Genomic DNA, 12,508 nt, shown 5'->3' with positions numbered 1-12,508 from the left:
GACCCAAGGCCCGCGGGGGCATGATCACTTTCGTACTGACCATCTTCGCCATCGCCATCGTGCTGGCGGGGATCTACATGATTGGCTTCACGCCGGGCGAACCCTCCTGACGCTGCCGCAACCCTATTCGCAGGGTTTCAGCGTCACCGCACGCCCGGCCTCCGCGCCAAGCGTGATGCAGCCGCCGGCATGGCACAGCCGCCAGCCGCCGGGGGTGGTGCCGGAGGCGGCCAGCACGAGAGATGGCAGTGGCGACAGCTTCGGTTCCCACACCCACCACCCATTGCGCAGCACGGCTTCCGCACCCGGTTCCATGCCGGCTCCGGAGCCTTGCACGGCTGCCTGCTTCAGCAGGAGATAGCTGCCGGCGACTGTGTAGCTCTCGCGCCATTCCACCTTTTCCACCGAATGGGTCCAGGTGAGCGTGAAGCTGCTGACGGCAAGCACAAGCGTCTTGCCCGCCGTCAGAATGCAGAGGCTCATGCCGTTGCCGCCGGTGTCGCGGTGCTGCGGCGTGTCTTCAGGTAATGGTAGATCAGGAAGGCAAAACCGAGCGCAAAACCCGCCTCATCGGTCAGCGGCAATGCCAGCACCATGCAGGCCCCGGCGATGAGCGCCACGGCGCGTTCCAGCAGGTTGAGGCGGGAGAAGAGATAACCCACCACCGCCGCCCCCCACAGCCCGATGCCGAAACAGGCCTTGAAGAAGACATAGGCCACCTCCACCGGATAGCCCCAGGCCGCAGCAATCGGCCCGGCATCCTGCAGCATCAGCGCCGGGGCATAAACGGCCATGAAGGGCACGACGAAGCCGGCTGTCGCAAGCTTCGTCGCCTCGATGGAAATCTTCAGGCCGGAGGTTTTCGCCATGGGGGCCGCCGCGAAACAGGCAAGCGCCACCGGCGGGGTCAGATCCGCCATGATGCCGAAATAGAAGACGAACATGTGGCTGACGATCAGCGGCACGCCGAGTTCCAGCAGAGCCGGCCCGGCAAGCGACGAGGTGATGATGTAGTTCGGGATCGTCGGAATGCCCATGCCGAGGATCAGACAGGTGATCATCGTCAGCACGAGCGAGAGGAACAGGTGCTCCTCGCCGATGCGGATGATGGCGCCGATGAAGGTGGAGGCAATGCCGGTCAGCGTTAGCGTGCCGATGACGATGCCGACGATCGCGCAGGCAATGCCGACGGGAAGCGCGTTCTTGGCACCCTCCGCCATGGCATCGCGGCAGATCACCAGCGTGTCGCGCCCGCCCCTGACGAAGAAACAGGCGGCGATCATGCCAAGGATGATAAGGACGAGGATGTTGACGCCGAATTTCAGGAAGGCGCTCGCGGCAAAACCGATCGCCAGCCAGAAGACGATGCGGAAGGCGAGAGGTCCGATGCGCGCGGCAAGCGGCATGCCGAGCAAAAGCACGACGACGAGTGCCAGTCCCATCGTTCCGGCAAAGATCGGCGTGTAACCGGCAAACAGCAGGTAGACGAGGGCGGCGAGCGGCAGGATCAGCGGCCAGTGTTCCTTCACGGCTGCCCAAGGGTTGGGAAGCTCCGCCTTGGGAAGCCCCGCAAGCCCCGCCTTGCCGGCTTCCAGATAGACCATCCAGAAACAGACGCCGAAATAGAGGATCGCCGGGATCAGCGCAGCCTTGACGATATCGGCGTAAGGCACGTTCAGCGTCTCGGTCATGATGAAGGCAACGGCGCCCATCACCGGCGGCATGATCTGCCCGCCCATGGAGGAGGTCGCCTCGACGCCTCCGGCAAAGGCGGAACGAAAACCGAAACGTTTCATCAGCGGAATGGTGAACTGGCCGCTGGCCACCACATTGGCAACGCCGGAGCCGGAGATCGTGCCCATCAGCGCCGAGGACATGACGCAGACCTGCGCCGGGCCGCCCTTCCACGATCCGACGAGACCGAGTGCGAAATCGTTGAACAGGCCGAGCATGCCGCCGCGCTCCAGGAAGGATGCGAACACGACGAAGATGAAGATATAGGCCGCCGAGACATAGATCGGCGTGCCGTAGATGCCCTCCGTGCCGAAGCCGAAATGCTCGATGATCTGCTCGAAATCATAACCGCGATGCACGAAGGGGCCGGGCATGTATTGGCCGAAGAAGCAGTAGGCGAGAAAGATGCCCGAAATGATCGTCAGCGGCAGGCCCATCAGGCGGCGCGCGCCCTCAAAGACGAGCACGATGACGATGCTGCCGACCGCGAGATCGACAGGGGTCAGAAACCCGCTGCGCAGGATCAGGTCCTCGTAGAAGACCCAGTTGTAGATACCGGTCGAAAAGCCGAGGAGGCCGAGACCCCAGAACCAGAGACGCCCGGCGGGTGTCTTTGCCACCAGATTGCCGATCAGCCCGAAGCCGAGCAAAAGCAGGAAGCCCACATGCATGGCCCGCACAACCTGGCTCGGCATGGTGCCATAGGCTGCGGTCCACAGCTGGAACAGCGAGAAGGAGAAGGCGATCCAGAAGGCGATGCGGCCCATCAGCCCCTCGCCGAAGCCGGAGGGCAGGCCCTCCGTATGGGCCTCCTCGATCTCGGCCGCTGCGTCCTGTTCCACCAGGGTCTGTGTCATGCGCATCCCACCCATTTCCGTCTGTCGTCCGGTCCACCTCTGTCGCCTGTCATCCGTCTCCGGAATAGAAGTGCGGCTGTCATTTGTGACAAAGACCCCTCCCCAACCCCTCCCCACAAGGGGGAGGGACTAACCTGCCACGCCATCGCTGCCCCAAACGGCTGGTAACCCTGGTGAGCGCAGCGCTGCCGCTTGCCTTCTCCCCCCTTGTGGGGGAGATGGCCGGCAGGCCAGAGGGGGGCTTTTCGAGACACTCGCTTGCCTTGCCTCAGGATCGTGCAGGACAGATCTACCCCTTACTTGATCAGCCCGACTTCCCTGTAATAGCGCTCCGCCCCCGGATGCAGCGGCACCGGCATGCCATCGAGCGCCTTTTTCACGTCGATCGCCTTGGCGGCGGCATGGGCCGCGGTCAGCTTCGGCAGGTTTTCGAAGAGAAGTTTCGTCATCTGGTAGGCGGTCTCGTCCGAGACGCCGGAATGGGTGATGAGGAAATTGCCGACGGCTGCGGTCGGCACATCCGCCGTCTGGCCGTCATAGGTGCCGGCGGGAATGGTGGCCGCCGTATAGGGCGCGCCGATCTTCGTCACCACATCGGCCGGCACGGCCACGACATTGATCGGCAGCGAACTGGCGAGATCGCGGATCGAGGCGACGCCGAGACCCGCCGATTGCAGGGTCGCATCCAGCTGGCGGTTCTTGATCAGCTCGACGGATTCGGCAAAGGGCAGATATTCCGTCTTGCCGAGATCCTTGTAGGACATGCCGGCGGCCTCGAAGATCTGGCGCGCATTGAGTTCGGTGCCGGATTTCGGCGCGCCGACCGACAGGCTCTTGCCCTTCAGATCGGCAAGCGAGGTCACGCCGGAGTCCTTCGAGGCGACGATCTGCACATAGTTGGAATAAATGCCGGCAATGCCGCGCAGCTTGTCGAGCTTGCCCGGAAAACCGGCCTCCTTGTTGCCGTCCCAGGCCATCTTGACGGAATCGCCGAGCGCAAAGCCGATTTCGCCGCGGCCAGCCTGCAGCAGGTTGAGGTTCTCGACGGAGGCCTTGGTCGCCTGCACCTGCGTGCGGGCATCCTTGATGTTCTGGCCGTAGATTTCCGACAGCGCGACGCCGAGCGGATAATAGACGCCGGAGGTGCCGCCGGTCAGGACATTGATGAATTCAGCGGCCTTGGCCGAAGGTGCTGCCGCCGAAAGCCCGGCGGCAATGGCACTGGCAAGAACGGCGCGGCGTGTGATGTGCTTCATGATGACCCTCCCAAGTCTCTTGAACTCCCGCCATCATCATGGAGTGCGGGGGAGGCATGGTCAATTGCATGAGGCTTCGACTATTGGACTATTGTCGAATGCGGCAGCCTGGTGTCGCTGCCGCATTCAAAGGACCTGCTCAGGCCGTCTGCATGGCGCCGGGGCCTGGAACGGCCCCCGGCGGCACCTTGCCGAGAATGATCATGCCCAGCACTTCATCCTTCGTCACGTCCTGCGTGCGGGCATGGCCCACCACGCGGCCGTTCTTCATCACGAACACCCGGTCGGCGAGATCGAAAACGTCGTGGATGTCGTGGGAGATCAGGAAGATGCCGATCCCCTCGCGCTTCAGCTGGGTGATGAGTTCGCCCACCTGCGCCGTCTCCTGCGGTCCGAGTGCTGCGGTCGGCTCGTCCATGATCAGGATGCGGGCGTCGAACAGGATGGCGCGCGCAATGGCGACCGACTGGCGCTGACCGCCGGAGAGCGCCTTCACCGGCTCCTTGAAGCGCTGGAAGTTGGGATTGAGCCGCCCCATCACCTCGCGCGCCTTGGCTTCCATCGCCACATCGTCCAGCGTACCCCAGGGGGTGCGCAGCTCGCGGCCGAGATAGAGGTTGGCGGCGGCATCGACATTATCGGCAACCGCCAGCGTCTGATAGATCGTCTCGATGCCGTATTTCTTGGCGTCGCGCGGATTGTTGATCTCGGCCTGTTCGCCATTGATCAGGATCTCGCCCGAATCGCGCCGGTAGGCGCCGGAAAGGATCTTGATCAGCGTCGACTTGCCGGCGCCGTTGTGGCCGAGAAGGGCCACCACCTCGCCTGGATAGAGATCGACCGAGGCGCCGTCGACGGCATGGATCCCGCCGAAGGAGATGGAAACGTCACGCATTTCCACCAGAGGAGTCTTGTCTTTGGTCATCTTTCCTACTCCTTCTAGCGAGCGCGGGCGCGATAGATGGTGTCGAGCCAGACCGCCAGCACCAGCACCATGCCGATCACGATGCTTTGCAGCGGCGCATCCATGCCGAGCAGCACCATGCCGGAATTCAGCGATTGCATGACGAGCGCGCCGAGAACCGCGCCCGCGATGGTGCCGACACCGCCGGCAAGCGAAGTGCCGCCGATGACGGCCGCCGCGATGGTATAGAGCTCGTCGAGCGTGCCCTGGGCATTGGTTGCGGCATTGAGGCGGGCGGTGGAAATGGCCGCCGCAATGGCGCAGAGCGCGCCCATCAGGGCAAACAGCCGCACCGTCACCCAGCGCGTCTTGATGCCGGCAAGCTCCGCCGCTTCCGGATTGCCGCCGATCGCAAAGACATAGCGGCCGAAGCGCGTGCGGTTGGTGAGGAAGGTCATCACGATCGCGATGCCAAGCGCGATCAGCACCGGAATGGCGATGCCGAGCGGGATGTCGAGCCCGCCCTCCGGCCAGGCTATGCCGTTCTCTTCCGCATATTTGCGTGCCAGGTTGACCGGCATGTAATAGCTGTTCAGCACGTTGACCGCGCCGAGCACGATGCCGCAGCTGACGATGCCGACGAAAAACTCGGCCCAGACCGGCTTCAGCGGAAAGCCGAAGCGCTTGCGCTGCTTGCGTGAATGCAGGATCGACAGCACGATGAAGACGCAGGCGATCACGCCGACGATCCAGCTGGCCGTCGCGCCGATCGAGCCATCCGCGCCGCCGCCCATCAGGCGGAAATTGGTGTCCATCGGGGCAACCGTCGCGCCGCTCGTCACCATCCAGGCCGCGCCGCGCCAGACGAGCAGGCCGCCGAGCGTGACGATGAAGGAGGGAACGCTGAGAAAGGCGATGATCATGCCTTGCAGCGCGCCGATGGCCGAGCCCAGCACGATGCCGACGGCAAGCGCCAGGAACCAGGTGGCCGGATGGTCATAGCCGAGCCAGGCCGGCAGGAATTTGGTCTGTGTCACGGCCATGATCATGCCGACGAAGCCGAGGATCGAGCCGACGGACAGGTCGATGTTGCGCGTCACGATGACCAGCACCATGCCGGTCGCCATCACCGAGACGGATGCCGCCTGCACGGACAGGTTCCACAGGTTGCGCGACGTCAGGAACAGCCCGCCGGACATGATGTGGAAACCGATCCAGATCGCCAGCATCGCCACCACCATGCCGAGCAGGCGGGTATCGATCTCGGTGGCTTGAAAAAAGCGCTTCAGCGGATTGCCCGGCGCCGCGCGCGCACCCGTTGCGGTGCGGGTCGCGGGGACCGCGATGGTGTGATCCGTCATAAGCCTTGAACTCCCCTCGTTACGCGGCAGCCAGCCTTCAGAGAAGAACGCCGCAGCCTGGCTGCGACGTCCGGAACTGTCGGAAAGGTTGCCGCTTATGGTCTTTTCGGATCAGGCGATGGCAGATGCCTGTCCCGCCGATGACGCCGGGACGTGGCCGCCCGGATGGCTGCCTCCCGAAGGAGAGAGCCGGCCGGGCGTGCGCTCGCCTGGGAATGCGTCAGCCGCAGACCTTGACGGAACCGGCCTTGACGCCCTGGCAAAGCTCGCTCTTGGAGATCCAGCCGGCATCCAGAACCACGTTCAGGTTGTCCTTGGTGATGGCAATCGGCGTCAGGAAGACCGAGTTCATCTCGATGCCCTTGGCGCCGCCCTTGAACTTCACCGTGCCCGGCAGGTCGGTCATCTTGGTGCCCTTGGCAAGCGCCACGGCCACTTCACCGGCCTTCTTGCCCAGTTCGCGGCTGTCCTTCCAGACCGATACGGTCTGCGTGCCGAGCGCGATGCGGTTCAGAGCCGCCTTGTCGCCGTCCTGGCCCGAGACCGGAACGGAGCCGGCCATGCCCTGGGCTTCGAGAGCCGCCACCACGCCGCCGGCCATGCCGTCGTTCGAAGAGACGACCGCATCGACCTTGTTGTTGTTCTTGGTGAGGAACTGCTCCATGTTCTTCTGGGCGATTTCCGGCTTCCAGCCGTCCGTGTAGGACTCGCCGACATTCTTCACCTTGCCGGAGGCGATCGCGTCCTTCAGCACTTCCATCTGGCCGGAGAAGACGAAATCGGCATTGGGGTCGGTGGAACCGCCCTTGATGAACACGTAATTGCCGGTCGGCTTGACCTTGAACACTTCCTTGGCCTGCAGGCGGCCGACTTCCTTGTTGTCGAAGGTGATGTAGTAGGTCGTCGGATTTTCGATCAGGCGGTCATAGCCGATGACCGGAATGCCTTCGTTCGAGGCCTTTTCGATGGCAGGGCCGATGGCATCGGCATCCTGCGCCAGAACGATCAGCGCATTGGCTCCCTGCGCGATCAGGCTTTCGATGTCGGTCAGCTGCTTGGCGGCAGAGGTCTGGGCGTCGGCGGAAATATACTTGGCGCCGGCAGCTTCGAGCGCCTTCTTGATCGCGGCTTCGTCGGTCTTCCAGCGCTCTTCCTGGAAGTTAGACCAGGATACGCCGACGACCAGATCCTTGGCGAAGGCCGGAGCGTGAACGGATGCGATGACAGCCGCGCAGGCCATCAGCTTGAGAACTGATTTCATGATTACCTCCCGAGTGAATGCGGGTCGCTGCAGACCTCCTTGTCCGCTCGGCCCCCCGCCGATTACCGTCGAAACCCCCGTCATCCCAACTGAGAATTGTTTTTCTCGACAGTCGAGAAAATAACTGGCAGATGATTTTCATGCTGTCAACACCGGGATTTTAGAGTTAGCGACGACCATCGAAACAATGTCTTCCGCATCGTCTTCACCACCGCCTGCCGTCCATGCCTCCGCCGCCCGCGCGGGGACGGAACAGCTGCGCCGGCATAATCTGGCTGTGGTGCTGGCCGCCCTTCGCGAGGAGGGGGGACTTTCGCATACCGAGCTATCGGAGCGCACGGGGCTGGCATCCGCCACGGTCACGGCCGTCACCGGCGATCTGGAACGGGCCGGCGCCATCGAGCGGCAGGAGCAGTCCGGCTCCGGCGGGCGGGGGCGTCCGCGCGTGCTGTTTGCCCGCCGCCGCCAATTCTCGCATGTGGTGGCGGTACAGATTTCCTCCGATGCGCTGCATTACGGCCTCGCCGATTACGGCGGCACGATGATCGACCGCTTCAGCCGGCCGCGCGACATTGCCGCCGGCACGCCGGACAGCCTGCTTGGCGACATGGGCGCGGCCCTTGGCCGGCTGATCCAGCGTTCCCGGCTGCAGCCGGCCGATATCGGCGCCATTTCGCTGTCGTCGAAGGGCATCGTCGATGTGGAGGGCGGGCGGCTGGTCTGGTCGCCGGTCTTCGGCGAGCGCTGCGTGGAGTTCTCCGTCCTGCTTGAAACCTGTCCCGCCGCGACCTTGTTCGTCAGTAACGAGACGCTGCTGGTCGCGCATGCGGCGGCCCGGCGGCGGCTCGCCGAACCCGCGACCGCCAGAGGGGTGCATAGCGGGATGCAGGGCGGGGTGGAGAATGGAGCCGAGGGCGGGGCAGGGCTGATCGCGCTTTCGCTCGGCCACAGCATCGGGCTTGGCATTGCCCGCATCAGCCAGGGCGAGCTCAATGTCAGCGCACCGAACTTCGGCCATATGCTGAATGCGGTGGATGATCGGTTGTGTCGCTGCGGCCTGCGCGGCTGCATCGAGGCGACCGCCGGCTTCTACGGCATCCTGCGCATCGCCTTCCAGGTGCCGCCCAACACCATACCGGCCAGGTTCGTGCCGCTGGCGGAGATCGAGAAGATCGCCGCCTCCGCCAGGCAGGGCGCCCGCATGGCCCAGCACGCTTTCCGGCAGGCGGGGCTGGCACTGGGGCAGGGGCTGTCACGGGTGCTGAGCCTGCACGATGATCTGCCGGTCATTGTCACCGGTCCCGGCACGCGCTTTTATGATCTGATGCAGCCCGGCATCGAGGAGGGGCTGCGCCAGTCGCTGCATGTGCGTCTCAACGGGCTGCCAAGGATGACCGTGGAGGCGGACGAATCCTCCCTCGTCTTTGCCGGCCATGTGGACCGGGCGCTGGCGGCCGTGGACCAGCGGGTGGTCGGCCTGCGGTGAGGCGCCGGAAAAGACGCTGCCCTGCATGAAGACGGGTTGAACAAAAGAAGAACATGACCTAGCCTCGGATCATGGCGATTCTGATCGAAAACCGGCAGGCCCGGCACATGTTTCTGGAGCGGCAGGGGCTTTCCCGGCCGCCCAACAGGCAGCTTGGTCGTGACGGCCTGCTGGACCTGATCCATGATCTCGGATTCGTGCAGGTCGACAGCATCCAGATCGTGGAGCGCGCCCATCATCAGATCCTGTTTTCGCGCAACCAGACCTATCGCCGCGAACATCTGACGGCACTGCTGGAGGAGGAGCGCAGCCTTTTCGAACACTGGACGCATGACGCCTCCGTCATTCCCTCCGCCTTCTTTCCCTACTGGAAGCACCGTTTCGTGCGCCGGGAGGCGAAGATCCGGGAAAACTGGGCGAAGTGGCAGGGCAGGGATTTCGATTCGGCCTTTGCCGAGACCTATGACCGCATCCGCACGCAGGGCCCGGTGATGGCCCGAGAGGTGAAGGCGGACGATCACAGTTCCGGCGGCTGGTGGAACTGGCATCCGTCCAAGACGGCGCTGGAATTCCTCTGGCATACCGGCAAGCTGGCGATCGCCCGGCGGGAGAATTTCCAGAAGGTCTACGATCTGGCCGAACGGGTCATCCCGCCCGACCATTTTGCCGCCGATGTCAGCCATCCGGACTTTGTCGACTGGGCCTGCCGGCAGGCGTTGCGCCGGCTCGGCTTTGCGACATCGGGTGAGATTTCCGCCTTCTGGGATCTCGTCACGCCGCAGGAGGCAAAGGCCTGGGTGAACGCGCATCGGGCCGAATTGGAAGAGGTGGAGGTTGCAACGGTGGATGGCCGCCGTCGGCCGTCCTTCGCCTTTGTCGAGGGGATCTCGACCCTGCTGTCGCCGCCGGAACCACCGGCCCGGCTGCGGGTGCTGAGCCCCTTCGACCCGCTGCTGCGCGACCGCGACCGCGCCGAGCGCCTGTTCGGTTTCACCTACCGGATCGAGGTCTTCGTGCCGGAGGCGAAGCGGCAATACGGCTATTATGTCTTCCCGCTGCTTGAGGGCGAGCGTCTGGTCGGCCGCATCGACATGAAGGCGGATCGAAAGGCGGGCACGCTTGCGGTCCGGCGCCTCTGGTGGGAGCCAGGCCTTCGTCCCTCCGCCGGCCGGCTGGAGCGGCTGGAGGCGGAACTTCTCCGGCTCGCCCGCTTTGCCGGCGTCGAGCGGATCGACTACCTGCCGAACTGGCAGGGCGAGACGGACTGACGAAAGACAGGGCGAAAGACAGACAGAGGGTCGGCGCCGGTTTTTTCGGACAAGACAGGGCTGCGGCGAGGAGGGAAGCGTGCGTCGGATGTCATCTCGAAGCAGGCGACAGCAGCGTCTCGCCCTCGGGTGCAGGCCTGCCCCAGCCGTCGCCATGTCCTGAAGACAGTTGCATCATCGGCAAAACGGCCCCGCACAACAGAAGGAAATCCCATGTCCAGCAGCGAATATCGTGTCGAAGCCCGCATTCCGGCGGTGGAGACCTATCTTGGCCTGCGTCAGGCCGCCGGCCTCTCGCCCTTTTCCGAGGCGGCGGCGGAGCGCGGGCTGAAGGGCAGCGTCTTTGGCGTCAGCGTGATGCTGGGCGACGAAACGGTCGGCATGGGGCGCATCATCGGCGATGGCGGCTGCTTCTTCCAGATCACCGATATTGCCGTCAAGCCCGCCCATCAGGGGCGCGGGCTCGGCAAGCGCATCGTGGCAGCGCTTGTCGATCACCTGCGCGAGGTGGCGCCGGCCAGCGCCTATGTCAGCCTGATCGCCGACGTGCCGGCCAACCGCCTCTATGCCCAGTTCGGCTTTCGCGAAACGGCACCGCGCTCGGTCGGCATGTCGATGGTGATCGAGAAGTAGGTTTTGGGGGCCGGGGACGACGTTCCTGACAATGACGTCGATCGCCTTATCCGGGGAGGCCGCAACGCGACGTGTCCCGAGCATCAGCATTCAGCAAAGGGAGGAGAAACATGCAGGATCTCACAGCCTTCATCGTCGAGGCCAAGGCGGCGGCCTATGTGGGCGGCCGGGCGGCGGGGCCGTCGTGCCGGCCGGGATCGCATGACGTCGGCCATGTGCGGGACGAATGGGCCTACCTCGACAGCTATTTCGGCGGCACGGATTTTCTCGGGCAGGAGGTTGTCTGGAGGAAGGGCGATCCGGTCTGGGCAATGAACTATTACGGCCGCATCCTCGATCCCTTGGAGATCGACGGGGAAAGGGCTGGAATGGTCATCCGCGCCAGCCTGCCGCGGATGTATGCGCAAGGGCGTTTCCTGGGTGGCTTCGTGCATGAGGTGGCCGGCTACCGCTATGCCGACGAGAGCGCCGGCGATCCGGCAAGCTTCATCGGCATCGAACGCATCTTTCGCGGCGATCGCGAGGTCTACCGTCTCGACTACCACGGCGGCATGATCGTTCCCTGAAAGGGTGGTCCCGCCAGGGGCTTGGCCTGAGCCTGCCCGGGGCAGGCATCAGCGGGTCTTGCCGGTCTGGCCGCGATCGCGCAGGAAGTGGTCGGCGAGTGCACAGGCCACCATGGCCTCGCCGATCGGCGCGGCGCGGATGCCGACGCAGGGATCGTGGCGGCCCTTGGTGCGCACATCCACATTGTTGCCGTCCGCGTCGATCGACTGGCGCTCTGTCAGGATCGAGGAGGTCGGCTTCACGGCAAAGCGGGCGGTGATCGGCTGGCCGGTGGAAATGCCGCCCAGAATGCCGCCGGCATGGTTGGAGAGAAACACCGGCTGAGCGTCATTGCCCATCCGCATCTCGTCGGCATTGTCCTCGCCGGAAAGTTCGGCCGCGGCAAAGCCCTCGCCGATTTCCACGCCCTTGACCGCGTTGATCGACATCAGCAGCGAGGCGATGTCCTGGTCGAGCTTGGCGTAGATCGGCGCGCCGAGGCCGGCCGGCACGTTTTCCGCCACCACTTCGATCACGGCGCCGATGGAGGAGCCGGCCTTGCGAATGGTGTCGAGATAGTCTTCCCAGACCGGCACCATCTCGGCATCCGGGCAGAAGAAGGGGTTTTTGTCCACCTCGGCCCAGTTCCAGTTGGCGCGGTTGATCCTGTGCTTGCCGATCTGCACCAGGGCCGCGCGAATGGTGACGCCCGGGATGACCTTGCGGGCAAGCGCGCCGGCCGCCACGCGGGCCGCCGTCTCGCGCGCCGAGGAGCGGCCGCCGCCGCGATAGTCGCGGATCCCGTATTTCAGGTCATAGGCGTAGTCGGCATGGCCGGGCCGGTAGCGGCGGGCAATGTCGCCATAATCCTTGGAACGCTGGTCGGTGTTCTCGATCAGCATGGAGATCGGCGTGCCGGTGGTGGTCATCACCGTCCCGTCCTCCGACAGCATCACGCCGGAAAGAACCTTGACGATATCGTCCTCGCGGCGCTGCGTCACGAAACGCGACTGGCCCGGCTTGCGCTTGTCCATATAGGCCTGGATCTCGTCCAGCGTGAAGCGGATGCCGGGCGGGCAGCCGTCCACGACGCAGCCGAGCGCCGGGCCATGGCTTTCGCCCCAGGTGGTAACGCGGAAAAGGTGACCGAAGGTGTTATGCGACATGAGACCTGACCGTTGGGCGACGCCAGGCCGCCGGGA

Annotated in this window: 11 protein-coding genes; 4 read left to right on the top strand and 7 right to left on the bottom strand. The window is 64.5% G+C overall.

The genetic code is table 11. The features are described 5' to 3' along the window. Positions 1 to 123: 123 nt before the first annotated feature. The 6 genes from KLP42_RS02885 to xylF all read right to left on the bottom strand — a co-directional run bounded on the left by KLP42_RS02885 (position 124) and on the right by xylF (position 7,373). Positions 124 to 483: a DUF1850 domain-containing protein gene (locus KLP42_RS02885; protein ID WP_215564620.1), complete on the bottom strand. Its 360-nt coding sequence runs from the start codon at positions 481 to 483 to the stop codon at positions 124 to 126. After that, complete coding sequence (locus KLP42_RS02880) at positions 480 to 2,591, bottom strand: TRAP transporter permease (protein ID WP_252192707.1); 2,112 nt, start codon at positions 2,589 to 2,591, stop codon at positions 480 to 482. Before KLP42_RS02880 ends, KLP42_RS02885 begins: the two co-directional genes overlap by 4 nt. A gap of 296 nt (positions 2,592 to 2,887) precedes the next feature. Beyond that, entirely contained in the window at positions 2,888 to 3,847 is a 960-nt protein-coding gene (locus KLP42_RS02875) for a TAXI family TRAP transporter solute-binding subunit (protein WP_215564616.1), read from the bottom strand. A gap of 139 nt (positions 3,848 to 3,986) precedes the next feature. Then, positions 3,987 to 4,772, bottom strand: a complete 786-nt coding sequence (locus tag KLP42_RS02870) for an ATP-binding cassette domain-containing protein (RefSeq protein WP_215564615.1) — start codon at positions 4,770 to 4,772, stop codon at positions 3,987 to 3,989. Positions 4,773 to 4,786: 14 nt separating this feature from the next. Beyond that, positions 4,787 to 6,112 (bottom strand): sugar ABC transporter permease, encoded by a 1,326-nt coding sequence (locus KLP42_RS02865; protein WP_215564613.1) that lies wholly within the window; start codon positions 6,110 to 6,112, stop codon positions 4,787 to 4,789. 220 nt (positions 6,113 to 6,332) lie between these two features. Next, positions 6,333 to 7,373, bottom strand: coding sequence for a D-xylose ABC transporter substrate-binding protein (gene xylF, locus KLP42_RS02860; protein WP_215564610.1), 1,041 nt, complete (start codon positions 7,371 to 7,373; stop codon positions 6,333 to 6,335). A gap of 187 nt (positions 7,374 to 7,560) precedes the next feature. Here xylF and KLP42_RS02855 point away from each other — a divergent pair, with 187 nt between their 5' ends. The 4 genes from KLP42_RS02855 (at position 7,561) to KLP42_RS02840 (ending at position 11,326) form a co-directional block, all read left to right on the top strand. Continuing rightward, positions 7,561 to 8,859, top strand: coding sequence for an ROK family transcriptional regulator (locus KLP42_RS02855; RefSeq protein WP_215564608.1), 1,299 nt, complete (start codon positions 7,561 to 7,563; stop codon positions 8,857 to 8,859). Between the two features lie 71 nt (positions 8,860 to 8,930). Continuing rightward, positions 8,931 to 10,127: a winged helix-turn-helix domain-containing protein gene (locus KLP42_RS02850; protein WP_215564606.1), complete on the top strand. Its 1,197-nt coding sequence runs from the start codon at positions 8,931 to 8,933 to the stop codon at positions 10,125 to 10,127. Positions 10,128 to 10,340: 213 nt separating this feature from the next. Next, entirely contained in the window at positions 10,341 to 10,760 is a 420-nt protein-coding gene (locus tag KLP42_RS02845; RefSeq protein WP_215564604.1) for a GNAT family N-acetyltransferase, read from the top strand. Between the two features lie 110 nt (positions 10,761 to 10,870). Then, positions 10,871 to 11,326, top strand: a complete 456-nt coding sequence (locus KLP42_RS02840) for a DUF5680 domain-containing protein (RefSeq protein WP_215564602.1) — start codon at positions 10,871 to 10,873, stop codon at positions 11,324 to 11,326. A gap of 48 nt (positions 11,327 to 11,374) precedes the next feature. On the opposite strand, the gene aroC is transcribed toward KLP42_RS02840, so the two are convergent. After that, positions 11,375 to 12,472 carry a chorismate synthase gene (gene aroC / locus KLP42_RS02835; RefSeq protein WP_215564600.1) on the bottom strand — a complete coding sequence of 366 codons (1,098 nt, stop codon included), beginning with the start codon at positions 12,470 to 12,472 and terminating at the stop codon, positions 11,375 to 11,377. Positions 12,473 to 12,508: the final 36 nt, after the last annotated feature.

Source organism: Rhizobium sp. CSW-27, from assembly GCF_018760785.1.
Classification (GTDB): Bacteria; Pseudomonadota; Alphaproteobacteria; order Rhizobiales; family Rhizobiaceae; genus Neorhizobium.
The sequence above is the reverse complement of the archived record's forward strand: the minus strand, read 5'-3'. Positions and strand labels throughout refer to the sequence as shown.

Bases quoted from the DNA above. Each gene is read 5' to 3' on its own strand.
- KLP42_RS02845 (WP_215564604.1), top strand. From the start codon at position 10,341: ATGTCCAGCAGCGAATATCGTGTCGAAGCCCGCATTCCGGCGGTGGAG.
- KLP42_RS02840 (WP_215564602.1), top strand. From the start codon at position 10,871: ATGCAGGATCTCACAGCCTTCATCGTCGAGGCCAAGGCGGCGGCCTAT.
- KLP42_RS02865 (WP_215564613.1), bottom strand. From the start codon at position 6,112: ATGACGGATCACACCATCGCGGTCCCCGCGACCCGCACCGCAACGGGT.
- KLP42_RS02870 (WP_215564615.1), bottom strand. From the start codon at position 4,772: ATGACCAAAGACAAGACTCCTCTGGTGGAAATGCGTGACGTTTCCATC.
- aroC (WP_215564600.1), bottom strand. From the start codon at position 12,472: ATGTCGCATAACACCTTCGGTCACCTTTTCCGCGTTACCACCTGGGGC.
- KLP42_RS02885 (WP_215564620.1), bottom strand. From the start codon at position 483: ATGAGCCTCTGCATTCTGACGGCGGGCAAGACGCTTGTGCTTGCCGTC.
- KLP42_RS02855 (WP_215564608.1), top strand. From the start codon at position 7,561: ATGTCTTCCGCATCGTCTTCACCACCGCCTGCCGTCCATGCCTCCGCC.
- xylF (WP_215564610.1), bottom strand. From the start codon at position 7,373: ATGAAATCAGTTCTCAAGCTGATGGCCTGCGCGGCTGTCATCGCATCC.
- KLP42_RS02875 (WP_215564616.1), bottom strand. From the start codon at position 3,847: ATGAAGCACATCACACGCCGCGCCGTTCTTGCCAGTGCCATTGCCGCC.
- KLP42_RS02850 (WP_215564606.1), top strand. From the start codon at position 8,931: ATGGCGATTCTGATCGAAAACCGGCAGGCCCGGCACATGTTTCTGGAG.
- KLP42_RS02880 (WP_252192707.1), bottom strand. From the start codon at position 2,591: ATGACACAGACCCTGGTGGAACAGGACGCAGCGGCCGAGATCGAGGAG.